The sequence below is a fragment of the Bacillus sp. BSL6 genome (assembly GCF_052928345.1).
The window spans coordinates 600,140-625,133 of sequence record NZ_JAVGCW010000002.1 but is presented as its reverse complement, the minus strand read 5'-3'; the positions used below and the strand labels follow the sequence as shown (position 1 = coordinate 625,133).

Genomic DNA, 24,994 nt, shown 5'->3' with positions numbered 1-24,994 from the left:
GAATATTCATGCCTTTATGAAGGAGGTTTGGATGTATGGTAGCTCAACTAAACGGGAAATTAATGAATCAACTAGCGATTTTTGTTAGCATTTTTATAATCATTAAGTTTGTAGCTGATGTAACAGGTCTTACGCAATCGCTAGGTATGTATTATTTAGGCACGCTTAGTACAAATATCGCTTATATAGCATTCGGTCTAGCCGTAATTTTTACTATATTGGGTATTAAAAAGGAATTAAGTAAATATGCCATTATTTCAGTATGTTCGGCGGTAGGAATTCAAATAATCTATATGGTTGTTTTTGTAGTTTTATGGATGTTGGCAGGTACGCCGTAAAGGGGAGATGATTATATGAGTATTGAAAATATACGATTGATACATGTAAATGTTAATAATCTCTATGTAAAAATGTTAGGAGAAGGTGAACCAATCATATTTCTTCATGGAGGACCTGGAAGTGAACACCATTTTTTTCTGCCCTATATGGCTCCACTAGCAGAAAAATTCCAATTAGTTTTTTATGATCAAACAGGTTGTGGAGAATCGGAAGCGCCAAAGAATAATCAATATTCTATGAGGGATGAGATTGAAAACTTAGAAGCACTGCGTGTGCAATTAGGGTTTGAAAAAATAAAGTGAAACTTTAATCAGTGGGGGTTTTTTTCATCCCCCATTGATTATTAGTTGAACCAATCGGACTTTTATGGGCAGTTGATCCCCACCTAACTTCTTTGCTTTCGCCGAATTTTGAGGTGGGGGTCTTACTGCCCATTAAAGTGGGATAAATGTATTAGGTGAATCATGGGGATCGATGCTTGCATTATTATATGCAACTACATATCCTGAACGAGTGAATAAGTTACTTTTAACTGCTGCGATAGGAGTTAATGTAAAGGGATTAGAAAGGTTTGGTGAAGAACTGCAGAAGAGGTTAACGGAAGAAGATAAAGTAATCATTTCTGAAGTAAGCGAGAAGATTAAAAGAGGAGAGGCTTCTATATACGAGATGTTACAAGTGTTAGATCCGTATTATGTATTTGCTACGAAAACTTTAACTTATAAACAGAAAACAACTTTTAGTAATGAAGTTAATACGATACTAGGTGCAGATATGGTGAAAAATTATGATGTGACTAAACATATAAAAAAGCTCTCGAAAATTCCAATATTAATTGCGCAAGGAAGTCATGATATTTTAACTCTTGCTACTATAAAAGAACATTTTACAGAATATATACCTCATATAGAGTTTGTAGAGATTGCAAACTGCGGACATTGGACGGTAGTGGAACAGCCAAAACAAATGTGTAATATCGCATATAGTTTTTTTGAGAACTAAGAATAAGAGCGTAACTCCCATATAACTCAGGGAATTACGCTCTTATTCGTTCAATGATTTAGTCTGAAATTACTTGAAACGCTTTTCTACATCGATCTCTTTTTTGCAGTCTTCTTTTATATTTTTTTCTATCACGTTTTACTCCTTGTATATACATAAGTAAGCTAACGAAAAGAAAGAAAGCACATTGCACCGTTAAAATGTACGGTGACATTCCATCCAATGGTTGTTTTGGATCATATAAATGAATTGGTGCTCCGCCTATTGTAGGGAAGACTGTATTTAGCAGGACGTAAGGGATGGAGGTAGCTGCAAATGGAAATAGAAGCGACATATAATCTTTTTGTGACCATGCAGATGCAGCAAGTCCTAAAAGAGCCATTAAACCTGCAAATAAAAAGTTAATTCCAATATATACAGTAATGTAAATAATGGGAGAAGCCTCATATAAGTTTGCAAACATCCCATTAACATTTATGATGCCTGAACCAGCCGGCGTTTCTCCGTCTGGAATGGTTAATTTGCAAAATAATAAAGATAAGATAAATGGAAGCGTATAAAGAAGTCCGCCGCAAAAGAATGTAACAATATATTTCGTTATTGAATAAGAGAATAAATTAATTCCTTTACTTACAAACTGTTTAAAGCCATCAGATTTATCCGAGTTGTAACTTGTACTAAAGGGAAGGCTCGCAATAATTGGCATTAATAATAAATAAACATCCATTTCATTGTCACGAAATCCAATCCATTTTATATCTGTTGATATAGGTCCGCTCGCAGCGTCTCCTAAATAACGAATGACATAATAATAATGATAAATACAAATAAGAACGAATCCACTAAACATAATAATTAAAGAAACACGATTACAAAAAGCTTGCTTTATATTTAAACGAAGTGCACGCATCATGACTGAAAAAGCCCCCACTGATTATTAGTCTTCACCAATCGGACTTTTATGGACAGCCCGATCCCCACCTAAATTCTTTGCTTTCGCTGAATGTTGAGGTGGGGGTCTTACTGCCCATTAAAGTCGGATAAACTTGTCTATTTTCTATATTACTATTAAATGTAAAGATTTTCTTGTTTTTTTATTTGATTATTTGAAAAAAGAGAAATTTGTTGTTGGGAAGTAAGGTTTAGTTGAAATTAGTTTTTTCTAAAATATGGTTGACAATTAAGTATTACATTTGTAATCTTAGTTATAGATTACAAATGTAATACGAAGGAGTGAAATATATTATGACAAATCAATTACCTAAAATATCTGAAGCAGAATTAGAAATTATGAAAGTACTTTGGTCGAAATCTCCACAAACAGCGAATGAAATTATAGAAGAACTGGAAGATACAATGGACTGGAAACCGAAAACAATCCGTACATTAATTAATCGGTTAGTACAAAAGGAAGCTGTTTCTTACCATCAAGATAAAGGACGTATGTACGCTTATTATCCGTTAGTATCACAAGATAATTATTTGCAAGTGGAAACAAAATCTTTACTAAAGCGTTTTTGCGGTGCGGCGTTTAAGCCATTACTTGTTAATTTCTTAAAAGAGGAGAAATTATCTTCAGAAGATATTAATGAATTAAAACGCATTTTAGATGAGAAGACAGAGGAGAACAAGAGGAAGGATCGATAAAAATGATAGACATGCTTATAAATGTATACCTTCCTCATTTTTTTGATTGGCTTATAGAAACGTCACTTATGGCTAGCATATTAGTAGGGTTTATTTTATGTATAAAAATACTATTTAGAAATAAATTAGCACCCCGGTGGCAATATATGCTGTGGATTGTATTAATGATTAGACTCCTTTTACCATGGTCACCAGATAGCTCTTATAGCATTTATTCATTACTTTCTTATCGTTCTAGTGTATCGGAAGTTATTCCGAAAAATATGCCGTCTACTGAGAGTAAGATGAACATAGAAAGTGACCGTAAAGTGGAATTAGAATCACATGCTGAAACCGTTACAAAAAGTGGTAAACCTGAAGTAAACGTAAGTACGGAGCAACAGACTCCATTTTCTTTATACAAACTTGCTATGTATGTTTGGTTAGCTGGGGTAATCCTATTAGCAGTTATAACGTTTATTACAAATAGACGTTTATATTCTTACATAAAGAAACAACCCGATATTACGGATGAACAGGTCATTACGGTGTTTAATCGCTGTAAGCAGTCTATGAAAATGAAGAAGGCAGTTTCATTACGTTTAGCAGGAAAGATTGCGAGTCCAACTGTGTTTAGTTTCTTTCGCCCGAAAGTATTACTATCAAAAAAACATATGAAAGTATTAAACGAGCAACAATTACAATATGTCTTTTACCATGAGTTAGCTCATATTAAGAGAAACGACGTAGCTGTAAATTGGATTATGTACAGCTTAATTCTATTAAATTGGTTCAATCCGATTCTTTGGTACGCCTATTTTTGTATGCGAGAAGATCAAGAATTAGCCTGTGATGCATATGCGCTTACTTTTATAGATAAAGAGGAGCAAATTGCATATGGTCATACAATTATTACCCTCCTAGAACATTATTCCTATCAAGTACCAAACCTAGCAAATTTAAGTAGAAATAAACGAACATTAAAAAGGAGAATCGTTATGATTAAAAAGTTTCAAAAGAAATCGTATCGTCTTTCTTTACTCGGAATTATCGTCATAGTTGCTATAGCATCTCTTTCTTTATTCAACGCACGTGAAACGGAAGGGAAAGAAAAACAAGAGGATAAAGTAGAGCAGTCAAAGGATGCTTTCCAAAATGCTGTAGATATGTTGTATGGTACAGAAGAAAATGCGAAAAAAGAATATCATTATTCAGCAAGAGTGTATGAAGAAAAGACAGATTACTTATATTTAGCTGAAAAAGCTTTAACAAAAGATGAATTCCAGCAGTACATAAAATTATCTAAAAAAATTATTAATATACAGAAAAAAGGTGCTCCGAGAGTTTCTGACTACGAGTCAACATTTTTTAGAGAAGAGCGTTTATCAAAAGCCGATCGTGACAAATTATATGCACTTTATGATCAAGCAAAACCATTTGATGACAAAGTGCATGAATCTTTAAATTATACAGTGAAAGAAGCGCAGGAACATGTTGATTTTCAAATTAAGAAGCCGACGTATACAATTGAAGGATACAATCTGAAGAATGAAAATGTAGGTTATTTTATTAAGAGAAGACCTGAATTAATTATTGATTTAGAATATACAAACGGAAAAGCAAATTATGCAATTTCTCAATCACAAGTTTTTGGGGAAAGTAAAGATTCATTCAGCCACCAGTTTGTAGTGCCTGAAAATATAGAACAGTACGAATTAGAAGAGAATCAAATATTCTACGCTACTGATCACTCGGATAGTAATTTACAAGGTATGAAGATGATTGTTCCAGCAAAAGGGAAAAATAGTGCATACCAAATCGTTATTATTAATCATAGTTTAGAGAACCAAGGAGAAGCAGTATTTGATAAAAATGTAAATAAGAAAGAGTTAGAGAAAATTATGCTTTCTATGTTGAAATAATAAAAAGGTGTTCTAGAGATGTATATCTCAAGAACACCTTTTCCTTTTCTCTTTTCTTCTGATAAACTATGGAAAGTATGATATAACTTGACTGGAATTTTTTATACTGGAAATAATAACAAAGAGAACTTGTATAGAATGTAAGCGTGTGGTAATATCAAAGATGTACTGATTGACTATATTATCCAATTGGTCATTTTTGGAGGTGACGATGTGGCGATAGATCGAAAACGTTCTATTATTGAGGCTGCAACAAAGTCTTTTTCAGCATTCGGTTATAAAGCAACAACGATGGATCAAGTAGCGAAGTTAGCGAATGTAGGAAAAGGAACGATTTATACTTTTTTCAAAAATAAAGAAGAGCTATTTGGCGAGATTATTTCTAATTTAATTACAGAAATGAAGCAAGTTGCAGAAAATGCAATTCGTTCAGATGTTTCATTTTTTGAAAATGTACATAGAGCATTATATAGCATATTAGAATTCAGAAAAGAACATCAGCTCATGATTAAGTTAATTCAAGAAGAGCGCGATATGGGAACGAAAGAAGTACAAGAAGTGATGCAACAAGTAGATGTGGAAATTGTCTCTTTCATTCAATCGTATTTAAAGATTGCGATTGATAAAGGTGAAATTAGCAAATGTGATCCAGAAATTACAGCATTTATTATGCTTCGCTTATATGTATCGCTTATTTTTGATTGGGAAAAAAATCATGAACCGCTAGAAAAAGAAAAAATTGCAGAATTATTTGAACTTTATTTATTAAAAGGATTGTCAAACTAAGATAATCCTTTTATTATTATAAAAAAGTGACCAATTGAACAAAATGGTCATATATTTAATTTAGGAGGGATAATAGAAATATTCACTTTATAGTAAGAAACAGTTGCATAGTATAAATTCGGGGATAAGGCATATGTATGAATCAGTATAGCCTTTTTGTTTGGGTAAAAATGACCAATTGAACATTTCGGTCATTTCAAAAAAGGGGGAGAAATGATGAAAGGAAATCAGTTACTTCGTAAAGAGTTCACACAAATTATAAAAAGTAAAAAAATATTAATTCCAATTATCGCGGTTCTATTCGTACCAATTTTATATGCAGGTATGTTTTTATGGGCCTTTTGGGATCCATATAAACAGTTAGATGATTTACCGGTTGCGGTAGTCAATTTAGATAAAGGTGCAGTATTTGATGGGAAACCAATTGAGGTCGGAAAAGGACTCGTTGATAATTTAAAAGATAATACAAGTTTTAAATGGGAATTTGTAAGTGAAAAAGAAGCGAAAAAAGGAATGGAAGGTAGAAAGTATTACATGTTAGTACGCATTCCAGATGACTTCTCAAGTAACGCTACAACGTTATTAAAAGACGATCCAAAGCCATTAAACTTAGAATATATTCCAAATGAAAGCTTAAACTTCTTATCTTCACAAATTGGCGGAACAGCCATTGAAAAAATTAAAGGTGAAGTAGCAAGTACGTTAACGAAAACATATGCAGAGAAAATGTTTGATTCCATTCAAGACGTCTCAAAAGGATTAGCAGATGGGGCGGAAGGAGCAAATAAATTATACGACGGATCAAGTGAACTGCATGATGGTTCAAGTAAAGTAACAGATGGCCTTCATACACTTCAAGGAAAGTCTGGGGAGATGAAGGATGGAGTAGGGAAATTAGCAGATGGATCTAATAAATTAGTAGATGGGTCAGGGAAAGTGACAGCAGGTTTAAATATGTTAAATAGCAAAACGGGTGAGATGCAGGTAGGTATAGGGAAATTACAAGATGGATCTCTGAAAGTAACAGTAGGTTTGAATACGTTAAATAGCAAAACGGGTGAGATGCAGACAGGTATCGGAAAATTAATAGATGGCTCTCGAAAAGTAACAGACGGTTTAAATACGTTAAATAGCAAAACGGGTGAAATGCAAAAAGGAATTGGTGAATTACATGATGGATCTGAGAAAGTGACCGGTGGTTTGAACAAATTAGTAAGTAAATCCGGTGAATTAAAAACAGGAACAACGGATCTATCGAATGGTATGGAACAACTGGTTGGGGGACAAAGACAATTCGAGGAAACCTCTCAAAAAATTGAAAAAGGTTTGCAAGATTTAAATAGTAAAGTGAAAAGTTCTGCTGCAGCTTTAGAGGAAATACAGTCAAAAGGGAATACAGTAAATGAGAAAATAGATGAAGCTGGGGCGAATGTAAATCAGTTAAATGAACTTACGCAATCAACAGCAGGAGATGCAAAAATTGCAGCGCAAGATGTAGCGAATTTACAAAAGCAAATTGAAAGTTTACCGAAAGAATATCAAGAGCAGTTACAACCATTCATAACAAGTGCTGTAAAAAATACAGCGACAGTTCAACAAAAAGCTGCTGGAGTAGCAGGTGGAACAAATAAATTAAATGAAGAAGTAAAACAATTAAAAGGCGAAATAAATCAAAAAACGAGTGATGGACAAAGCAAACTGCCAAATGCAGCAGAATTACAATCTTTAACTGTTGGTATTGAGCGATTATCCAGTGCACAAACAGGGTTTGTTGAAAAATTCCAAGGGTTTGGTGTGAAATTAAATAATGCTAAAGAAGGGGCGAATACATTTAAAAACGAATCAGGTCAATTAATTGATGCGATAAATCAATTAGCAGATGGATCGGATAAAGTAACAGGTGGATTAGGTGCATTATCTGCAGGGGCAAATCAAATGGCAGGTGGAGTAAATCAATTAGCAAATGGCTCAAGCCAAGTAACAGGCGGTTTAGGAACATTATCTACAGGAGCAAACCAAATGGCAGGTGGAGTAAATCAATTAGCAGATGGCTCAAGCCAAGTAACAGGCGGTTTAGGAACATTATCTGTAGGAGCAAACCAAATGGCAGGTGGAGTAAATCAATTAGCAGATGGGTCTAATCAAGTAACAACTGGCTTAGGTACTCTAAATGGTGGCCTAAATCAAATGTCAACCGGCTCAACCCAGCTAATCGACGGAGTAAATAAACTAGCAGACGGATCAGGAAAAGTAACGGATGGCCTCGTGAAAGTAAATGATGGTTCAGGTGAACTTGCTGAGAAACTAGGCGAAGGGGCAGAGAAAACTGGTGAAGTAAAAGGAACAGATAAAACGTATGATATGTTTGCAAGTCCTGTAAAAGTGAAGACGAAGAAAATGGCGGAAGTTCCAAACTACGGAACTGGATTTACACCGTATTTCTTATCACTCGGTTTATTTGTTGGGGCATTACTATTATCTATCGTATATCCATTACGTGATACAGTTGGTGTTCCGAAATCAGGATTTAGTTGGTTTATTAGTAAGTTCGGCGTATTACTATCAGTCGGTATTATTCAAGCAGTAGTAGCTGATGTCATATTACTGTTTGGATTAGGTGTAGAAGTACAAAGTATTCCTTATTTCATACTCTTTAGCATCGTTACAAGTTTAGCGTTTATCTCATTAATTCAATGTTTAGTAACAGCATTTGGTGATGCAGGGCGTTTCATCGCCATCATCACATTAATTATTCAGCTTACAACAAGTGCTGGAACATTCCCACTAGAATTGATTCCGAAGTTTTTACAACCATTTAATGCATGGTTACCGATGACATATTCTGTATCAGGATTGAAAGCAGTCGTATCAAGCGGAGACTTTAACTTCATGTGGCAAAACATAGGAATACTCATGATCTTTATCGTTGTGTTATCACTTGGAACAATTGCTTCATTAACTTGGATGCACAAACGACAATTTAAAAATATTGCTGAAAATCAATCGGTTGAAGCGTAAATAAGGAACATAAAAAAAAGCACCGAAATGGTGCCTTTTTTATTGGTCTTTTTTTACCCCGCTATTTGTGGGAGTCTTACTGCCAATAAACGCCTGATTAGTGTGGGCTAATAATCAGTGAGGGATGAACAAAACACCTACTGATTAAAGTTTCACTTTATAGGCTGAGAAATTTCATTTGTTTTTCTATTTTTACGGAAGAAGCATATAGCAATACTTATAAGAATAATTGTAGCTACAATCCAAACAAATGGACCATATTTTTCAGCAAAAGTATATAGTTTCATGTTGCTGGCAATGTCCTCTTTTGTTTTTCCTATTAGAATTTCAGAGCCACTATAACCTTCAAGTGTATCTCCTTTTTTTATGCCAAAAATAAGAACGTCTGATTTGTTTTCTATTCCGGTGTATCGGTATCCTTTACCTTTAATTGTTAATTGGGTATCATTCTTTTTTAGTGAATAGTCTTCGGCAGAAATATCTTTGCCTGACAGTGTAATTGGTTCCATTGAGAAACGGATTTTTTTTAAGGCAGGAAGAGTCTCATTGTTTAGTAAGAGTTGCTTTGCAATATGCTGCTCAGTATTAATGTTTATCCAATTTGCTTTTCGTCGTTTATATGTATTAATTTCAAGGAGTGCGAATTCTTTATTTTGAAGTTTTTCCTCTGTAATAGGTTGCGCGGTAGTTAATGTTCCTTTTAATAAAATCACACCGTTTTTTGCAGATTGGAAGGAAGCGGTTTCCTTTGTTTTCTTTAATGTATTGATAGTCCCTTTATAATCCTCTTTTCCTAAAAGAACAGCTCCTGTATGTACGGTTAAAATAAGATATAGGATGCTTAATACGATAATAGCTTTTTTCACTATTTCCCCTCCAAAGTATGTATAATTAAATTATAACATAATTTACCATATTGAATTTATTAATTTAAATAAAAAGTTGCAGACGTAAAAGTAATAAATAAATTAAGAGAAGTGTAGATGAGAGGAGTAAAAATGAAAAAGAAATACAGTTGTAAGAAAGGTGTACAACTGTATTTAAAGTGGATAAAATATTTTCTTCATAATGTAATGGTTGTTTTGTATCCCTTTTTTTTCTTAATTTCACCATATTTCATGTGTAGGCTAAATAAAAGGATAGGAATTACAACAATTTACAGAGAAACATAGAGTAGAGGGGGGGATATGATGAAAAGAAAACATATTTCTTATTTAATTATAAATCCGCTAATAATTTTTCTTGTTTATGCCCTTTCACCTATATTGTTTGATAAAGAAGTATATACAAGTATGAGAGATGCATTTGGAATACTTACGTTCTACTATCTGTTAATGGGTGGTTATTATTTTATTGACTTTTTAAGTAAAAAAATCAATAAAAATGATAAAGAAAAAACCGATGGAGGAAAACAAAATGACTGAAAGTGAAATGAAATTCAGGGATACGACCATTCGTAACTTTTTCGATAAAGAGGACCGTTTAAAATCGATTCCAGGTCAAAAGAAGAAAAAACTAGTATTGTTGGAGCATTTAATTAGCAAATTAAACGCTGAAAATCAATATACGGAAAAAGAAATGAATACATTCATAAAACAATATCATGATGATTTTTGTACGATTAGGCGTGAGTTTATTGTGCACGGGTTTATGGATCGTGAGGATAATATGTACCATATAAATAGGAGAGAAGTTTGGACGAAGTGGGAGGAGCTATGAGTGTAATGAGGAAGGGGGATTTTCTTGCAAGCTAGTAGTCTTATACATGAAGAGATTTCAGGGAAACCATCAATTTTAGGGATGTTTACTTCACCAACACTGCAATTCAAAAGGATGAAGAATCAAAGAAATATATTTTTACCACTCGCTCTTTTAATAGTATTCATTATAGTTTCAAGTGCGTTAATGTCTTGGAATACTTTAAACAATCCTGCGCTTAGTATGTTTCATGATAAAACGGGATTTACTGTACCGGAATACATAACTTTCTTTACCACATTTGGAATTTCTACAGTCAGTGGAATCGTAGCTTTATTTTTTGCGCCTATATTCTATAAAAATATTATGATTTTTTTTGGGGTTGATATTAACTATAAGGAAACATTCCCGATAATTATTTATGCTTCATTTGTATTGCGATTAGGGATGATTTTAAACGGATTAATTGCACTGTCTCTAAGTGGGTATGAGATATCTTATACAAGTTTAGGTGCGATAGCAACGGATAATATGGTTCTACATACAATCGCTCAAAGAATAGATATATTTAATATTTGGTATTACATTTTATTAGGTATAGGTTTAAAAACGATTACGAATTTAAATAAAGATAAACTTATTCCTCTTATTATTGTACTTTTCGTTTTTACTAGCTTATTAGCGAGTATAGCTGGATTTATGCAGGAAATATCAAAGCCGCAAAGATAGAAATAAAAAGGTGGTTTGGAAATAGAAGAAACCACCTTTTTTTCATTTTTCACACTAAAACTTTTGTCTCCAATCTTTCTTTCTGACGTAAATGATGTGCAAAATGCATAGAAATAAGTTGGAACCATTCTGCTGCATGTAAGTAACCAAGCCCAGGGTGCTTTACTTTACAATCACTTGGAATAGAAGAAAGTGTTGGCTCAATATCTTTAACAACTGTAATTAATTCTAGCATACGTTTTTGTATTTCTTCTTTATTAGAGGGATTTTCAGGTGTATATCCAGGATGATTTGGTACTTTGATTTGTATATCCGGGAAAGCACCAAGTTTATATACTTTTTCACCCATGTCCGTTTTCTTGTTAGTTGCTGATGGTGTTTCAGTTTTACATTTCGCAATTGCATCTAACTGCATATATGTAGAGGCAATTAAATGACTATACATTTGACCGAGGGACCATTCTTCGCTAGAAGGCTTCATCCTAAATTGTTCTATAGAGTACCTTTCTAATTCGTCTATGTAATACGTTGCTAATTCCTCAAATTTCTTCATATTGTTAACCCCTTTTTATAAAAATGTATTTGTTAATACCTAATATAAAGGATGGCTACTGACAACATTATGTCAGTAGTGAAATTAAAGTTTTAACATTTTTTTTGCTTCATCACGGATTTTCTCAGAAAGAATTTTTGGCTCAAGTACTTGCACTTGGCTCCCCCAGCTCAATACCCATTGAAACACTTCGTCTATGTTTCTTGATTTCAAAAAAACGTGAAAACTGTTATCTCTATGCTCGTATGAATCTATAAAAAAGTAGCGGGACTCAATAATCTTATGTGCAATATGAGATGGAAACAATAAATGAACCGTAACAGTCCGATTGCTTTCAGGTTTATAGTTTTGTAAAGAAAAATCTTTCGGCTTTGTAAAGAATTCTTGTTCTTGCTGTAATGTATCCATTCGATCTAAACGAAAATTGCGTATTTGTTTTCGAAGTAAACAGTGGGCAACGATGTACCAAATTCCTGAAATATTGACTAAGCCATAAGGATGAACGGTCCGCTTTATTTTTGTAGTTTCTCTCGGTTTCCGATAAGAAAAAGAGATAGCTTGTTCTTTTTGAATAGATTCTTGCAATAGAAGAAGTTGATTTTCTAGTTTTTCTTGTTCAGATTGCTGATGTGAAAATATAGGAGAAAGGAAACGAAAAGTTTCTCGTAATTCCTGGGCTTTCTTTTGTTGATCAGCAGGGAGAACAATTTCAAGTTTCTCTTTTGCTGATCGTGCATGTACAGAAAAAGAAGAAGTGAAAGTTTTCTCGATATAATCACCGCCTAGTAAAAGAGTAACAGCCTCTTCAGGCGTAAGCTGAATGGGGGGCAAGAAATAACCATCCATTAATGAATAACCGTGACCAGGCATTGAATAAATAGGAACACCCGATTCGTTAAGTGCATCCATATCTCGATAAATCGTTCTTATACTTGTCTCAAATTTTTCCGCTAAGCTTTGTGCTGTAACAGTTTGTCTTCTTTGTAATTCAATTAATATAGCTAATAAACGATCGGTCCGATTCATGAAATATCTCCTTTTATCTTTAATAAATATGCCTCCTGTAAACTTCTAAAAGTAATATAAATTCCCCTCCCATTAACATACTTTTCCCTATGTATAATATTAATATAGTAAAATCATAAGAAGCCGTATTGCAGTTTCCAATAATATACTATATAATCAATTTAAGAAAACGTTTTCATGCAAAGGGGGAGAATTTCGTGTCGACTATAGAGGACGTGGCGAAATTAGCGGGGTTATCAAGGACAACGGTTTCTAGGGTGATTAATAATCATCCATATGTTTCAGATGAGAAGAAAAAAAGGGTTCAATTAGCAATGAAGCATTTAGGCTTCGTTCCTAATTCTGCGGCGAGAAGGCTTCGTAAACAAAAAACGGAAACAATTGCGGTGCTAGTTCCAAGGATTACAAATCCTTTCTTCAGTAGATTTATTGAAGCAATCGAGATTGCTGCTTCTGAACATAAATATAAACTGATTATTTGTCAAACAAGATATTTACCGGAAAAAGAGATGGAGTATTTACAATTATTATCTACGAAACAAGTAGATGGGATTATTCTATGTTCACTAGAAAATCCGTGGGAAGATGTAGAGCCATACTTACAACACGGTCCAATCGTGTTATGTAATGAATATATTGAGGAAGCAAATATTCCAACAGTGAAGTTTGATCATGCGCAAGGAGCATACATAGCTGCTAAGCATGTGTTAGAACAAGGATATCGTAATCTTATTTTTTGCCGTGGTAACGAAACCAAAGTGGTTAGCCAACAGCGAAAAATGGGCTTTTTACGTGCAATAACGGAGAAGAGCCGCCAAGTAGAAGCGATTGATTTTCTTGAAAACGCTTTCTCTTGGGAAGATGGAAAACGAATATTCCATGAAGTATTAAAGGACAAAAAAAATCCTACCGCGATTTTGGCAGGAGGCGATGAGGTAGCAGCTGGAATTATTTCAGAGGCGAAACGCCATGACTGGAGCATTCCAGATGATCTCGCTGTTATCGGTTTTGATAATCAAATTTTATCACAGATTACAGAGCCAGGTATTACGACAATTGAACAGCCAATCGATGAGATGGCCCGAAAAGTTGTCGACCTGATGATGGATAAAATCCATACGAAAAATTATCGAAAAAAAGAATTGTATGAGTTTGAACTGGAGCTCTTGGTGAAAGGTTCAACGATGAAGGATACGATGTTATTAGCCTAGTAGACTATGTCTGCTAGGTTTTTTTCTGTTCACAAACTACTATTCTTCGTGAACGCAGTCATCACATTTATTATGGTATGCTTCGTGTTGCTCATCAATTTCTTTCCCGCAGTGCGCACAAGTTTTCGTCGGTAAATTTCTGAAAAACTCCATTGGTTGATCGATCATGTCAATCCCTCCATTTCCATTTCTTACTATCATTGTATTAGTACAAAAAACAAAAGTCAACAACTGTTTTATAACAAAATTGAAAATTAATGAAAAAGTTTAGGAAATGGATTATAGTTAACAATGTAGAATGTAAGTGAAACATGCATTTCTACTCGGTTTTAGAAAGGATGGATACATATGAAAATGACTGTTGTCGGCTTTTGGGGCGGCTTTCCAGAAGCGGGAGAAGCAACGTCGGGGTATTTGTTTGAACACGATGGTTTTCGTTTACTTGTAGACTGTGGTAGTGGTGTACTAGCACAGCTTCAAAAATATATAACACCATCTGATATAGATGCAGTTGTACTTTCGCACTATCATCACGATCATGTTGCAGACATTGGGGTATTGCAATATGCGAGACTAATTACGAGTGCGACAAAGGGACAACTACCGGAACTACCAATATACGGTCATACGTTTGATGAGAGTGGATTCCATTCTTTAACGCATGAACCGCATACGAAAGGAATCGCGTACAATCCAGAAGAAACACTTCAAGTTGGACCGTTCTCGATCTCATTCTTAAAAACTGTTCATCCTGTTACATGCTTTGCGATGCGTATTACAGCAGGTAATGACGCTGTAGTATATAGCGCAGATTCCAGTTATATTCCTGAATTTATTCCATTCACAAAAGATGCTGATCTTTTCATTTGTGAGTGTAATATGTATGCACATCAAGAGGCTGCAAAAGCAGGGCATATGAATAGTACAGAAGTAGCAAGTATTGCGAAAGATGCGAATGTAAAAGAACTTTTATTAACGCACTTACCGCATACAGGCAATCCAGCTGATTTAGTAACAGAAGCAAAACAAATTTTCAGTGGCCATATTACGTTAGCGCATAGTGGCTACGTATGGAACTCATGAGGTGATACGATGTTATTTATTGATAATAAAGGGATTACAGATCCTAGAATAAACTTAGCGATTGAAGAATATTGTGTGAAGAATTTAGATATTAACGAAACATATTTACTGTTCTACATTAATGAACCTTCGATTATCATTGGTAAAAACCAAAACACAGTAGAAGAAATTAATGCAGATTACGTAAAAGAAAAAGGTATTCATGTCGTTCGTCGTCTATCAGGCGGAGGCGCAGTATATCATGATTTAGGAAACTTAAACTTCAGCTTTATTACGAAAGATGATGGAGACAGTTTCAGCAACTTCAAAAAATTCACAGAGCCTGTAACGAAAGCGCTTGGTAAATTAGGCGTAAATGCAGAACTAAGTGGTCGTAACGACATTTTAGCTGAAGGCAGAAAAATTTCAGGTAACGCGCAGTTCTCAACGAAAGGTCGTATGTTCAGTCACGGTACGTTACTATTTGACTCTGAAATCGATCACGTCGTATCAGCACTGAAAGTAAAAATGGATAAGATACAATCAAAAGGAATTAAATCAATCCGTAGCCGCGTTGCGAACATTACAGAATTCCTAAACGAAGAAATGACGACAGAAGAGTTTAGACAACTTCTTCTAGAAACAATTTTTGAAGGAGAAACAGAAATTCCAACGTATGAATTAACAGAAGAAGATTGGAAAGAAATCCATAAACTTTCTGAAGAGCGCTACCGCAATTGGGACTGGAACTACGGAAAATCTCCGAAGTTCAACTTACAACATTCACACCGCTTCCCAGTTGGACAAGTTGACGTTCGTCTTGAAGTGAAAAAAGGAACAGTAACAGAATGCAAAATTTACGGTGACTTCTTCGGTTCACTAGATGTGCATGATATTGAAGAACGTCTAACAGGCGTACAATTTGATAAAGATGCATTCACTGCAGCTTTAGAAGGCGTAGATATCGCACGTTACTTCGGTAATATTACAACAGAAGATTTCTTACATTTGTTCTTCTAAAAATAAGGGAGGCTGTCGTAACGAGCAGCCTCTTTCTTTTTGCGTAGATTGTCATGTTTTGTCGGTAAGTTGATATATTTAAAAAATCGCTGATATATTCCGGGTTACGACCGATATATTTGGAAAATCGCTGATATATTTCGAGTTGCGCTGATATATCTGAAAAATCGCCGATATAATTTTATATACGATAAAATCACAGGACATCTGCCTCTTATAAAAGAATATACATATTCAAAAGGAGGCGGATCGAAATGAAAAGAGTAATGTACGTTGTATTATTGCTCAGCTTCGTTATTGGAATAGCAGCTTGTAACGATGAAACTTCCTCAAGTCGTACAATTTTATCTATTGGAAAACCAGCGAAAGATAATGTTATATATTTTACGCATACAGATAACAGACGAAAGATACAGGAAATACAAGTCATGTTTCAAAATAAGAAGTGGAAAAGAAATGAAACATTCAGCACTGTTAATAAGACACCAGATGTCGTCTTTTCAATAGATGAAGACAATACAGGGTTACCGGCACTATATGTTACGGTGTATTTTCATGAAGATGGAGCGGACGCGATTAACTTGTTTGGAGAGCATACGACGTTAAATAAAGAGGAACTTACTAAACTTAGAGAAAAGATGAGTGCATATTATCCTAAAATGATTTTTGGTCTAGTTTCAAAAATTACTTGTAAATGAAATTCCCTTATCCTTCCAAAGTAAATGAAGAGGAGGTGATCTGTTTATATGCAGTTAATGGAATAACACTTGCCACTTTAATTTTCTTTTAATATAATTAATTTAGAATTTTTAAATATTCTAAATTTTATAAAGGTGGGGTTTGTGTGAATCTCGTTCAATCTTTGGCTGAAACGGCGAAAAAGAAGGGGGATAAACCGGCTTATATATTTATGGATCAGTCGGTCTCATATGACCAATTAAACAAAATGGTCACAAGGTTTTCTAGCAATTTAGCAGAAATGGGCATTGGAAAAGGGGACAATGTTGCATTAGTTGTTGGAAATTCACCACATTTTTTGGTCGGTTTATACGGAACAATGAAAGCGGGAGCAACTGTTATTCCAGTTAATCCAATTTATACAGCAGACGAAATGCATTACATTTTACAAAATGGAGATGTAAAAACAATTATCGTACTCGACGTCCTTCTACCTGTTATACAATCTCTTACAACAAGACTTCCTTCACTTGAAAACATCATCATATGCGAAACCTCATCAGATTTTAACCATACAGAAACCGAAAAAATGAAAACGTTTACCGGAATGATAGGGGCTGGAGATGTAACTTACGAAGGCCCAGAACTAGATGAAGAAGATGTAGCGGTTATTCTATACACTTCGGGCACAACTGGAAAACCGAAAGGCGCTATGTTAACGCATAAAAATTTATATAGTAATGCGAGCGATGTGGCGTCGTATTTACAATATACGGCTGATGATCGCGTCGTTGCAGCACTGCCAATGTTCCACGTATTCTGTTTAACAGTGGCGGTCAATGCACCGATTGTGAACGGGGCAACGATTTTGATGTTACCGAAATTTAGTCCGAAAGAAGTATTCCGTATTTGCCGCACGTACGAACCGACGATTTTTGCCGGCGTACCAACAATGTACAATTATTTATATTTATTCGAAGAAGCGAGCGCAGAAGATGTGAAGACGCTTCGCCTTTGTATTTCAGGTGGTGCTTCAATGCCTGTTGCTCTTCTACAAAACTTTGAAAAACGTTTTGACGTTATCGTTTCAGAAGGATACGGTTTATCAGAAGCATCACCAGTTACTTGTTTTAATCCACTAGATCGTCCGCGTAAGCCAGGGTCAATCGGTACAAATATTTGGCATGTAGAAAATAAAATTGTAAATGAACTTGGGGAAGAAGTACCTGTTGGTGCAGTTGGGGAATTAATTGTTCGCGGGCCTAACGTTATGAAAGGTTACTATAATGCGCCAGAAGATACAGCTGCGACATTGAAAGATGGCTGGCTGTATACAGGAGACTTAGCGAAAATGGATGAAGAAGGTTACTTCTATATCGTTGATCGTAAAAAGGATATCGTCTTAGTTGGCGGTTATAACGTATACCCTCGTGAAGTAGAAGAAGTATTGTACATGCACGAATCAGTGGCGGAAGTTGTCGTAATCGGTGTTCCTGATGAAAACTTAGGAGAAGCAGTGCGAGCGTACGTCGTTCTGAAACAAACGAACGTAACAGAAGAAGAACTGATGCATTACTGTGCGTTACATTTAGCAAAATATAAAGTACCAAAGAGTATTGAATTTTTAACAGAACTGCCGAAGAATACGACAGGCAAGTTGCTGAGAAGAGCTTTGAGAGAAAAAGCGATGCAAGTTTAAATATAGGGGCAACCATCTTTATGAAGATGGTTGCCTTTCTATTTTTTAGCATTGGTTAAGCTATGGTGCCATATATTTAAACCGTAATATGACTAATAAGGAGGAGATATAAGTGGAACAGAAGGAATTACGTTTACGGCGAGTGCAGTATCTTATTTGTGACATTATGGATGAAATGAATGCTGAAAATGAGAAGAACAACTTAGAAATATTGCAGCAAGTCATTGATCATCTTTCAGGAGCGATAGGTGATTTAGTTGATCCATCGAGCACGTATTCTATCGATTATTTGGAAAGGAAAGTTCATACAGCGCATTATTTACTTTTTAAAAATGAGCGGAAAGCGTACTTATGTAGGAAATAATAGTATTATTTTTATTTGACATTGATAATCATTATCAATATGATAGTTGTGTTAAGTATATTTATATAAAGGGAGATGTCATATTGATAATGATTAAGAAAAAATATATGAATGCATTCGTTATAGCAGCAACGTTAGCAGTTCCATTTAGCGGTATGATGGCACCGATTGCGAAAGCAGAAGCGGTAGTAGAAATGAAAGCAGCTAGCAAATTAGCAGATGGTACGTATGACGTTATTTTAAAGACTTATAAAGATCAAACGAATGATACATCAGTTGCTTCTACATATTTAAAAAATGCAAAAGTAACGATTCAAGGTGATAAAAAAATCGTTACGTTAACAGTTCAAGATAGTAGCTATTTCCAGTATCTTAGAGTAGAAGATCCGAAAAAATTAGGAACATTCCATGATGTAAAAGTAATTTCTGAAGATAAAGCAAATAACGGTACGAAAGTTGTTCAATTTGAAATTGATGAGTTTTCGAAAAAATATAATATGCAAATGCATATATTAATTCCAGCAATTAAATATGATCATACATATCAAGTACAGTTTGAAATCGACGCGAGTGCAATGGAACAGAAGCCTAAATTCTCTGACGTACCAACTTGGGCACAAGAGTCAGTTCAATATTTAGTAGATAAAGAAGCAGTGCACGGTAAACCAGATGGTACATTTGCTCCAGCTGAAAGCATCGATCGTAGTTCTGCAGCAAAAATAGTAGCAACTGTTTTAGGGTTAGAAATTAAGAAAGATGCAAAGCCATCATTCCCTGATGCACAAAATCACTGGGCAACTCCATACATTGCTGCTGTAGAAAAAGCGGGTATTGTAAAAGGTGATGAGAAGGGAAACTTTAATCCGAGCGGGTTAATTAACCGTGCATCAATGGCTTCTATGTTAGTAAATGCATATAAATTAGAAAGAAATGAAAATATAAAACTACCGAAAGAATTTGCTGACTTAAACAATCATTGGGGTGCGAAGTATGCCAATATTTTAATCCAAGAAAAGATTTCAATTGGAACAGATAATGGCTGGGCTCCAGATAAAGCGGTAAGCCGTGCGGAAGCAGCACAATTTATTGCGAAGGCGGATAAGTTGAAGAAATAAATGAAATAGAATGAGAAATGAAGGCACACAACGTTCACTTTTGTGAATGGATTGTGTGCTTTTTTATGTGTCAATTATTGATAGGATAGTGTAGAGGATAATATTAATCCGTTATTAGTGGAAATGGACCTCGGCAATATGTATACTTTACAGGTGCGTATGTCTAGCAAAGGAGTGTAATTGGTCAAAATTGAAAAGCATATTATACAAAAAATCATTATAAAACTTTTGTTCAATTACCACGTAAAAAGGATGATAAGATCATGCGAATTGATAATAAAATAAAATCGTTAACTCCTCCATTTATACATTTACTATTTATAAATGAATTTAATCATTCTAAACATTTAAGAATAGAAGAGAATATCCAATTAATATCTATTGATGGTAGTAAATGTATGGATATGAATGGGTTATTTAGCGAATTCTCAAAGAAAATGAATTTCCCAGATTATTTCAGTGGTAACTGGAATGCTTTTGATGAGTGTATAAACGATTTAAGTTGGTTAACATCTGAGCAATATGTAATTTTGATTAGTAAAACAGATAAATTGTTGGTGAATGACAATGAGAATTTTGAAGTGTTAATAAATATATTGTCTGATACGTGTATGGAGTGGGCAGAAGGTAGGGAATATGGGGAGTTAATAACTTTTCCAACCCCTGTTCATGTGTTTTTTTGTTGTATAGATAATAAAGAGAAACATATAATTGAGAGGTTTAAGTCCACAGGCATAATTGAATTTGATATTATAAAATAAATTTGCAGTTATAAAAAAGCATTGTGGTAGTAATCACAATGCTTTTTTATAACTATCCCTCTAAATATTACAGGTTCATAATATTTTAAAATGTAGCTAGTAATTGTTGAAACGTATTATAAGATGAAAAGAGGAATCTCTTTGAGGAGTTCGCCGTTGTTTATAGAAAGGAAAAGTCAACTTGTATAATTTTAAGCAGGATACAAAAGAATTATTGCAGCAGATAGTAAGGAGAAAGGCACCTGAACTATTATGGATTGTAGATTGTAAAGACTTTCGTATGTTAGAAATTGAAATCATCCATGAGTTGAGAGACATTTTGGCAGATGAGTTAATTGAAAAAGGCTTTGATGAACAGGATAATATTAATGATTTTGGTAGAGTTTTAGAGGAATGGATTGATATATTTGGAGATTCGCTTGAATAATACTTTGCGCTTTATAGCTTAGAACTGAATAAGGAGGACTAAAATGAACTTTGAATTCAAAAAAGTTCAGTGTATAGAAGATAGTAATATATATCGGGTGAATGATTTTACTGATATATATGAAACGGATTTACATAATAATGATGATTTTAATATTGATAATTTGAATTTGCTTTTTCAACAGAGGATTCGTCAATTCATTATACATGTAAGTAAATCAGAAATATTACATTTTAAAAAGGAAGTCGATTCTAAAAATATTTTTTATAAGATGCTAGACTTTGGCAGGGATAATGTTTTCTTTGTTTTTGAATCTATACAAAAGAAAGAAGTACTTTATATTATCAAATTATTTTATAGTGTAAGTATAGAAAACACGTTAGCTATAATTTGTTTGGGAGAAAAGGTTGATATTAAATTAAAAAAATTAAATCAAAATAAGATTATAGAGTATGTAATGGGGAATTGTTTTGTTCCGAAAATTACATTAGTCCCCTCATCGGCGTGTGCATTTATTCAATATGATGGTGCATTATTAACAATTGCTAGTAACAATTTAGAAATATAGAAAAAGAGTAAGGATGGATAAAGATATTAGAGAGAAGAGTGAATATAAGCTCTTCTCTCTTTATATATGCCAGGGTAATTTAGTCGTAAATAAAAATTGTTTTTAAGGAGAAAACATGGACACATACATCGAAATACACAAACCTGCAACAGAAAAGAACGACTATTTTCTAGTGTTAGATGAACATGATAATTTTGAAAATGATAAAATCTTAAATTTGTTATCAAAAATTAATAGATATATAGTTGATGTTGATACAAGCATGGAACAATTTATGAAAACAATGATGTCGAAATTTCATTTATATATTTTAGTGAATTGTGAAGGGATTCAAGAGGAATTAACAAAGGTGCAAAATTACATTTGGGAAAAAGAATTAAAAGAGTTAAACTGGAAAAAGTCGATTGTGAAGAGCACAATTTTAATAAACCAGTATGATCCTGCAACTGATATTTTCGATGTGATTTCTCCTGTATGTATGGAAGGGAGCCTCATGTTCCTTTTCTCTGAAAAAGAAGTAAACGATAATGAGTTAGAGAATATTATAAAACATATAAATTTTGATCGGACAAGAGTATATTTCAATAAAGAAACAATTGAACTGGCGGGGGAAATGGGGTATATAGTAGGGCATTTTGAAGATGAGTATTATTTAGTATCTTTACGTTCGGAAAAGCAAGTATTTGTTTGTTATGCGGAAGAACGTATTATGGATTAGAATGAAGCAGCAAAACATGAAGTTTCTACATTGAGAATGAAAATGCACCTGAATTTTTGGGTGCATTTTTTACAACCTTTATGTGTAGAATCAATGAGAGGGTTTTATTATTAGAAGAAAATAGTTTCAATGAAAAACAGTTAGAGTGTTATAGGAGAGAATAAATGGAATCAGTACTATTCAATGAATTAAATTATACGTTACAAATCGGGAGAATTCGTATGTTTATACCGGATTTTAGTTCAAAAGAATATATCATTTTTGAGGATTTAGCCGGGCTTTTAGATTTAGAGACAAATTATGATGCAATGGTTTTTATACGAAATCAAGTTAAAGAAGCGGGAATAAAAGGTAAAGTCCGTTTTGATTCAGAGAGCGATTGTGTAGAGATATATTCAACAAATGGAAAGACAATGTTACAAGTTGCGATTTTGGTGAATAAGCTTATAGACGAAGAATTTACATTTGAGAATAAAAGAGAGTATAAACAATTCATTGAATCTTGGAAACGACCTAAAAAACAAAAATGGAAAGCTGGGGATGTATTTTCTATCTCTTTACCAAATGAAACATATTTTTTCGGACAAATTGTTGAATTGATGGAAGACGTGTTTCCTTTATGTGTTATATTCGATTTGCATTTGAAAACAGTACCTACTAAGGAGGAGATCGATAATGCTAACATTTTGACAGCATTGATGCTTAATGGAATGGTATTTGACGATTATACTCTTAAGGTTATTGTTGATATGAAAATAATGGGAGAAATAAATGAAAACACTAGGAAAAACCCAGTTCGAAATGTGACTTGGTCTACTGCTCATTTAATAGATTTCTGCATAGAATACAAGTTAGAAAAGAAACAAAAGTTTGTAGAAGAGATATCTGATAATAGAAATTTTATAATTGAGTATAACTGAGGATAGCAACTTTTATCCGTATTATAAAGTGGAGGAAAATGCATGAATAAATTAGGATTTAGAGTTATTCGCGGGGAAGAGGGATATAGCCATTATTTTGGTGGAGCAACTTGGGAAGTTCCTATATGTCCGCAATGTAATGAACAAGCGCATCAAATATTTACCTTTGATTTGAATGATTCGAGATTAGAGGAACTTAAGACAGAAGAATTAAGAGAGTTGCCGTTAATTACTTGTTTAAATTGTTCCTTATATGAAGATATACAAAATTTCAAAATAAATATAATGGAACGTTCTATACATACCATTACTCAAAGTGAGATGTTTGATTGGAAGTATGAATTAATTGATAAGATACCAGTTCCTTTGCCGAAATATGATATGAAATTAATAACGATGGAGAAATATGATGTCCCTTGTGATGAAGATGAAAATGACCAAGCTTTTGATGCGATGGGAAGAGACTATATTTGTAGAATACTTGGAGCACCTCTATACATAGACGATTTTATAGAGGCAACGTGTCCTTGTTGCTCGAAAAGTATGAACTATGTGGCTATGTTGACCGGAGAGGATTATGGGAATGAAGGGGGACTTACAGGAGGAATAACTTTTCAAATAGGACAGAGTTTTTTATATTTTTATCTATGTAAAGAATGTCTAATCATACAAACTTCCATGCAGAGCACTTAAGTTTGTTCCGCGGTCTGAACGGTTTATTTGAATGAGAAGAGGAAGTGCATCACTTCTTTAAGAGATTAAAATGTATTAGTTAAAATAATAATTGAGAGTAAGCGTCAAACTTATTAAGATTAAGTAAGTTTGACGCTTATTTATATGTTTAGAATTAATGAGAGGATTTTCATCTATATGAAAGAGATCGTATGTAAAGAGTTAATAAGTTTTAAGTCTATTGTTGAAGCCTATCAAATTAAAAAATGAGTTTAGATTACAAGCAAAATGTAATTTTGCTAGTACAAGACAATCAGAATCGACCTTGTATGATTTATTTAGATAAAAATAATGTGAATATAAGTAATTTCAATTTAAATGCGGATATTCATGTTGAATCTGTTCAATGTATGCAACGAATCGGAGAGAGAGGGTTGCTTATATTTAATTATAAAGATGAGAATGCAGTTATTTATAATCCGGACGGAAGTGAATATGTTAAGTTTTATGCCGGAGAAGGGATTCAAGATTGCCAGGTTGATGCGAATGAAGATATATGGGTTAGTTATTGTGATGAAGGGATTTTTGGAGAGTGCCCAATTGGAGCAAATGGTATAGTTGCTTTTGATTCTACAGGTCAATTAATTTTTGATAGTTATGATCAATATGTAGAAAAATATAATATACCTTATATAGATGATTGTTATGCAATAAATGTGTTAGATGGAGACGTTTGGCTCTATTATTATTCCGAATTTCCTTTAGTTCAAATGAAAGATAAAAAATTTCATACGTCGTGGAATGAAATATATGTAACTAGGGAAATATGGTCGAAAAGTTTTGCGGTTGCTCAAGATAAAGTAGTATTTATTACGCAAGATAAAAAGTTGGTTGTTTATGATTTAAATAATAATCATATGCATGATATGAATCTTCGTAATGAGCTAGGGGAGCAGGTTCAATTTGTTAATTATTATAGCCGCGGATCTGTTATGTATTTTCAGACGGACGATACGCTGTATTATGTTGATGTACTTAATATGTGAGGAAATAATAGAAAGAAAGCTGAATGTATTAGAG

At 33.8% G+C, this 24,994-nt stretch carries 28 protein-coding genes and 1 pseudogene; 24 read left to right on the top strand and 5 right to left on the bottom strand.

What is annotated here, in order from left to right; genetic code table 11:
- The first annotated feature begins 35 nt into the window (after positions 1-35).
- From RCJ96_RS09465 to RCJ96_RS09455, 3 genes are all read left to right on the top strand, one after another.
- Positions 36-338, top strand: coding sequence for a hypothetical protein (locus RCJ96_RS09465; protein ID WP_270795380.1), 303 nt, complete (start codon positions 36-38; stop codon positions 336-338).
- 15 nt (positions 339-353) lie between these two features.
- The gene (locus tag RCJ96_RS09460) at positions 354-641 is read left to right on the top strand and encodes an alpha/beta fold hydrolase (protein ID WP_270795379.1); all 288 of its coding nucleotides are present in this window, start codon (positions 354-356) and stop codon (positions 639-641) included.
- A 172-nt stretch (positions 642-813) separates the two neighbouring features.
- Positions 814-1,341 (top strand): alpha/beta fold hydrolase, encoded by a 528-nt coding sequence (locus RCJ96_RS09455; protein ID WP_242303941.1) that lies wholly within the window; start codon positions 814-816, stop codon positions 1,339-1,341.
- A gap of 58 nt (positions 1,342-1,399) precedes the next feature.
- Here RCJ96_RS09455 and RCJ96_RS09450 read toward each other — a convergent pair whose 3' ends face one another.
- Positions 1,400-2,254 carry a hypothetical protein gene (locus RCJ96_RS09450; protein ID WP_074609668.1) on the bottom strand — a complete coding sequence of 285 codons (855 nt, stop codon included), beginning with the start codon at positions 2,252-2,254 and terminating at the stop codon, positions 1,400-1,402.
- 332 nt (positions 2,255-2,586) lie between these two features.
- On the opposite strand from RCJ96_RS09450, the gene RCJ96_RS09445 reads away from it, so the two are divergent.
- The 4 genes from RCJ96_RS09445 (at position 2,587) to RCJ96_RS09430 (ending at position 8,693) form a co-directional block, all read left to right on the top strand.
- Entirely contained in the window at positions 2,587-2,988 is a 402-nt protein-coding gene (locus RCJ96_RS09445) for a BlaI/MecI/CopY family transcriptional regulator (protein WP_242303939.1), read from the top strand.
- Positions 2,989-2,990: 2 nt separating this feature from the next.
- Positions 2,991-4,889: a M56 family metallopeptidase gene (locus RCJ96_RS09440; RefSeq protein ID WP_242303938.1), complete on the top strand. Its 1,899-nt coding sequence runs from the start codon at positions 2,991-2,993 to the stop codon at positions 4,887-4,889.
- A gap of 213 nt (positions 4,890-5,102) precedes the next feature.
- Positions 5,103-5,675, top strand: coding sequence for a TetR/AcrR family transcriptional regulator (locus RCJ96_RS09435; protein WP_000963371.1), 573 nt, complete (start codon positions 5,103-5,105; stop codon positions 5,673-5,675).
- A gap of 216 nt (positions 5,676-5,891) precedes the next feature.
- Positions 5,892-8,693 (top strand): YhgE/Pip domain-containing protein, encoded by a 2,802-nt coding sequence (locus RCJ96_RS09430; RefSeq protein WP_270795375.1) that lies wholly within the window; start codon positions 5,892-5,894, stop codon positions 8,691-8,693.
- 152 nt (positions 8,694-8,845) lie between these two features.
- On the opposite strand, the gene RCJ96_RS09425 is transcribed toward RCJ96_RS09430, so the two are convergent.
- Complete coding sequence (locus RCJ96_RS09425) at positions 8,846-9,559, bottom strand: hypothetical protein (protein WP_270795374.1); 714 nt, start codon at positions 9,557-9,559, stop codon at positions 8,846-8,848.
- 321 nt (positions 9,560-9,880) lie between these two features.
- Here RCJ96_RS09425 and RCJ96_RS09420 point away from each other — a divergent pair, with 321 nt between their 5' ends.
- From RCJ96_RS09420 to RCJ96_RS09410, 3 genes are read left to right on the top strand one after another with little or no spacing between them, the layout of a single operon-like run.
- Positions 9,881-10,117, top strand: a complete 237-nt coding sequence (locus tag RCJ96_RS09420; RefSeq protein ID WP_076868305.1) for a hypothetical protein — start codon at positions 9,881-9,883, stop codon at positions 10,115-10,117.
- Positions 10,110-10,412, top strand: coding sequence for a DUF2087 domain-containing protein (locus RCJ96_RS09415; protein ID WP_270795373.1), 303 nt, complete (start codon positions 10,110-10,112; stop codon positions 10,410-10,412). The genes RCJ96_RS09420 and RCJ96_RS09415 overlap by 8 nt, the downstream gene beginning before the upstream one ends.
- A gap of 24 nt (positions 10,413-10,436) precedes the next feature.
- A complete protein-coding gene (locus RCJ96_RS09410) occupies positions 10,437-11,120 on the top strand; it encodes a Yip1 family protein (RefSeq protein ID WP_171484186.1) in 684 nt (227 codons plus the stop codon).
- 49 nt (positions 11,121-11,169) lie between these two features.
- On the opposite strand, the gene RCJ96_RS09405 is transcribed toward RCJ96_RS09410, so the two are convergent.
- Both RCJ96_RS09405 and RCJ96_RS09400 read right to left on the bottom strand, forming a co-directional pair.
- On the bottom strand, positions 11,170-11,673 hold the full coding sequence (locus tag RCJ96_RS09405) for a DinB family protein (protein WP_416504247.1): 504 nt from the start codon (positions 11,671-11,673) through the stop codon (positions 11,170-11,172).
- A gap of 84 nt (positions 11,674-11,757) precedes the next feature.
- The gene (locus RCJ96_RS09400; protein WP_001082269.1) at positions 11,758-12,699 is read right to left on the bottom strand and encodes a helix-turn-helix transcriptional regulator; all 942 of its coding nucleotides are present in this window, start codon (positions 12,697-12,699) and stop codon (positions 11,758-11,760) included.
- Positions 12,700-12,896: 197 nt separating this feature from the next.
- On the opposite strand from RCJ96_RS09400, the gene RCJ96_RS09395 reads away from it, so the two are divergent.
- Positions 12,897-13,910: a LacI family DNA-binding transcriptional regulator gene (locus tag RCJ96_RS09395; protein ID WP_000103718.1), complete on the top strand. Its 1,014-nt coding sequence runs from the start codon at positions 12,897-12,899 to the stop codon at positions 13,908-13,910.
- 39 nt (positions 13,911-13,949) lie between these two features.
- Here the strand turns inward: RCJ96_RS09395 and yhfH are convergent, their stop codons facing one another.
- On the bottom strand, positions 13,950-14,078 hold the full coding sequence (gene yhfH / locus RCJ96_RS09390; RefSeq protein WP_000567010.1) for a protein YhfH: 129 nt from the start codon (positions 14,076-14,078) through the stop codon (positions 13,950-13,952).
- A gap of 180 nt (positions 14,079-14,258) precedes the next feature.
- Here yhfH and RCJ96_RS09385 point away from each other — a divergent pair, with 180 nt between their 5' ends.
- From RCJ96_RS09385 to RCJ96_RS09325, 13 genes and pseudogenes are all read left to right on the top strand, one after another.
- On the top strand, positions 14,259-14,993 hold the full coding sequence (locus RCJ96_RS09385; RefSeq protein ID WP_000784661.1) for an MBL fold metallo-hydrolase: 735 nt from the start codon (positions 14,259-14,261) through the stop codon (positions 14,991-14,993).
- A gap of 9 nt (positions 14,994-15,002) precedes the next feature.
- Positions 15,003-15,992, top strand: a complete 990-nt coding sequence (locus RCJ96_RS09380) for a lipoate--protein ligase (RefSeq protein ID WP_000897258.1) — start codon at positions 15,003-15,005, stop codon at positions 15,990-15,992.
- A gap of 254 nt (positions 15,993-16,246) precedes the next feature.
- Positions 16,247-16,690, top strand: a complete 444-nt coding sequence (locus RCJ96_RS09375; RefSeq protein ID WP_242303936.1) for a hypothetical protein — start codon at positions 16,247-16,249, stop codon at positions 16,688-16,690.
- A gap of 146 nt (positions 16,691-16,836) precedes the next feature.
- Complete coding sequence (locus tag RCJ96_RS09370) at positions 16,837-18,369, top strand: fatty acid--CoA ligase family protein (protein ID WP_416504246.1); 1,533 nt, start codon at positions 16,837-16,839, stop codon at positions 18,367-18,369.
- A gap of 112 nt (positions 18,370-18,481) precedes the next feature.
- On the top strand, positions 18,482-18,733 hold the full coding sequence (locus RCJ96_RS09365) for a hypothetical protein (protein ID WP_074609650.1): 252 nt from the start codon (positions 18,482-18,484) through the stop codon (positions 18,731-18,733).
- Between the two features lie 89 nt (positions 18,734-18,822).
- Positions 18,823-19,848 carry an S-layer homology domain-containing protein gene (locus RCJ96_RS09360; protein WP_270795363.1) on the top strand — a complete coding sequence of 342 codons (1,026 nt, stop codon included), beginning with the start codon at positions 18,823-18,825 and terminating at the stop codon, positions 19,846-19,848.
- Positions 19,849-20,111: 263 nt separating this feature from the next.
- The gene (locus RCJ96_RS09355; protein ID WP_446699763.1) at positions 20,112-20,609 is read left to right on the top strand and encodes a barstar family protein; all 498 of its coding nucleotides are present in this window, start codon (positions 20,112-20,114) and stop codon (positions 20,607-20,609) included.
- Positions 20,610-20,790: 181 nt separating this feature from the next.
- Complete coding sequence (locus RCJ96_RS09350) at positions 20,791-21,036, top strand: hypothetical protein (protein WP_000282232.1); 246 nt, start codon at positions 20,791-20,793, stop codon at positions 21,034-21,036.
- Positions 21,037-21,079: 43 nt separating this feature from the next.
- Positions 21,080-21,604 (top strand): hypothetical protein, encoded by a 525-nt coding sequence (locus tag RCJ96_RS09345; RefSeq protein WP_001008520.1) that lies wholly within the window; start codon positions 21,080-21,082, stop codon positions 21,602-21,604.
- 115 nt (positions 21,605-21,719) lie between these two features.
- The gene (locus RCJ96_RS09340) at positions 21,720-22,322 is read left to right on the top strand and encodes a hypothetical protein (RefSeq protein WP_416504245.1); all 603 of its coding nucleotides are present in this window, start codon (positions 21,720-21,722) and stop codon (positions 22,320-22,322) included.
- A 164-nt stretch (positions 22,323-22,486) separates the two neighbouring features.
- Positions 22,487-23,242, top strand: coding sequence for an Imm26 family immunity protein (locus RCJ96_RS09335; protein ID WP_416504244.1), 756 nt, complete (start codon positions 22,487-22,489; stop codon positions 23,240-23,242).
- Positions 23,243-23,284: 42 nt separating this feature from the next.
- Entirely contained in the window at positions 23,285-23,935 is a 651-nt protein-coding gene (locus RCJ96_RS09330) for a hypothetical protein (protein WP_080493759.1), read from the top strand.
- A gap of 177 nt (positions 23,936-24,112) precedes the next feature.
- Positions 24,113-24,960 (top strand): annotated as a pseudogene (locus RCJ96_RS09325) (hypothetical protein).
- Positions 24,961-24,994: the final 34 nt, after the last annotated feature.

Excerpts from the sequence above, each read along its gene's own strand:
- RCJ96_RS09465 (WP_270795380.1), top strand. The coding sequence starts at position 36 with ATGGTAGCTCAACTAAACGGGAAATTAATGAATCAACTAGCGATTTTT.
- RCJ96_RS09460 (WP_270795379.1), top strand. The coding sequence starts at position 354 with ATGAGTATTGAAAATATACGATTGATACATGTAAATGTTAATAATCTC.
- RCJ96_RS09455 (WP_242303941.1), top strand. The coding sequence starts at position 814 with ATGCTTGCATTATTATATGCAACTACATATCCTGAACGAGTGAATAAG.
- RCJ96_RS09450 (WP_074609668.1), bottom strand. The coding sequence starts at position 2,254 with ATGATGCGTGCACTTCGTTTAAATATAAAGCAAGCTTTTTGTAATCGT.
- RCJ96_RS09445 (WP_242303939.1), top strand. The coding sequence starts at position 2,587 with ATGACAAATCAATTACCTAAAATATCTGAAGCAGAATTAGAAATTATG.
- RCJ96_RS09440 (WP_242303938.1), top strand. The coding sequence starts at position 2,991 with ATGATAGACATGCTTATAAATGTATACCTTCCTCATTTTTTTGATTGG.
- RCJ96_RS09430 (WP_270795375.1), top strand. The coding sequence starts at position 5,892 with ATGAAAGGAAATCAGTTACTTCGTAAAGAGTTCACACAAATTATAAAA.
- RCJ96_RS09420 (WP_076868305.1), top strand. The coding sequence starts at position 9,881 with ATGATGAAAAGAAAACATATTTCTTATTTAATTATAAATCCGCTAATA.
- RCJ96_RS09415 (WP_270795373.1), top strand. The coding sequence starts at position 10,110 with ATGACTGAAAGTGAAATGAAATTCAGGGATACGACCATTCGTAACTTT.
- RCJ96_RS09405 (WP_416504247.1), bottom strand. The coding sequence starts at position 11,673 with ATGAAGAAATTTGAGGAATTAGCAACGTATTACATAGACGAATTAGAA.
- RCJ96_RS09400 (WP_001082269.1), bottom strand. The coding sequence starts at position 12,699 with ATGAATCGGACCGATCGTTTATTAGCTATATTAATTGAATTACAAAGA.
- yhfH (WP_000567010.1), bottom strand. The coding sequence starts at position 14,078 with ATGATCGATCAACCAATGGAGTTTTTCAGAAATTTACCGACGAAAACT.
- RCJ96_RS09385 (WP_000784661.1), top strand. The coding sequence starts at position 14,259 with ATGAAAATGACTGTTGTCGGCTTTTGGGGCGGCTTTCCAGAAGCGGGA.
- RCJ96_RS09380 (WP_000897258.1), top strand. The coding sequence starts at position 15,003 with ATGTTATTTATTGATAATAAAGGGATTACAGATCCTAGAATAAACTTA.
- RCJ96_RS09375 (WP_242303936.1), top strand. The coding sequence starts at position 16,247 with ATGAAAAGAGTAATGTACGTTGTATTATTGCTCAGCTTCGTTATTGGA.
- RCJ96_RS09360 (WP_270795363.1), top strand. The coding sequence starts at position 18,823 with ATGATTAAGAAAAAATATATGAATGCATTCGTTATAGCAGCAACGTTA.
- RCJ96_RS09355 (WP_446699763.1), top strand. The coding sequence starts at position 20,112 with ATGCGAATTGATAATAAAATAAAATCGTTAACTCCTCCATTTATACAT.
- RCJ96_RS09345 (WP_001008520.1), top strand. The coding sequence starts at position 21,080 with ATGAACTTTGAATTCAAAAAAGTTCAGTGTATAGAAGATAGTAATATA.
- RCJ96_RS09340 (WP_416504245.1), top strand. The coding sequence starts at position 21,720 with ATGGACACATACATCGAAATACACAAACCTGCAACAGAAAAGAACGAC.
- RCJ96_RS09335 (WP_416504244.1), top strand. The coding sequence starts at position 22,487 with ATGGAATCAGTACTATTCAATGAATTAAATTATACGTTACAAATCGGG.
- RCJ96_RS09330 (WP_080493759.1), top strand. The coding sequence starts at position 23,285 with ATGAATAAATTAGGATTTAGAGTTATTCGCGGGGAAGAGGGATATAGC.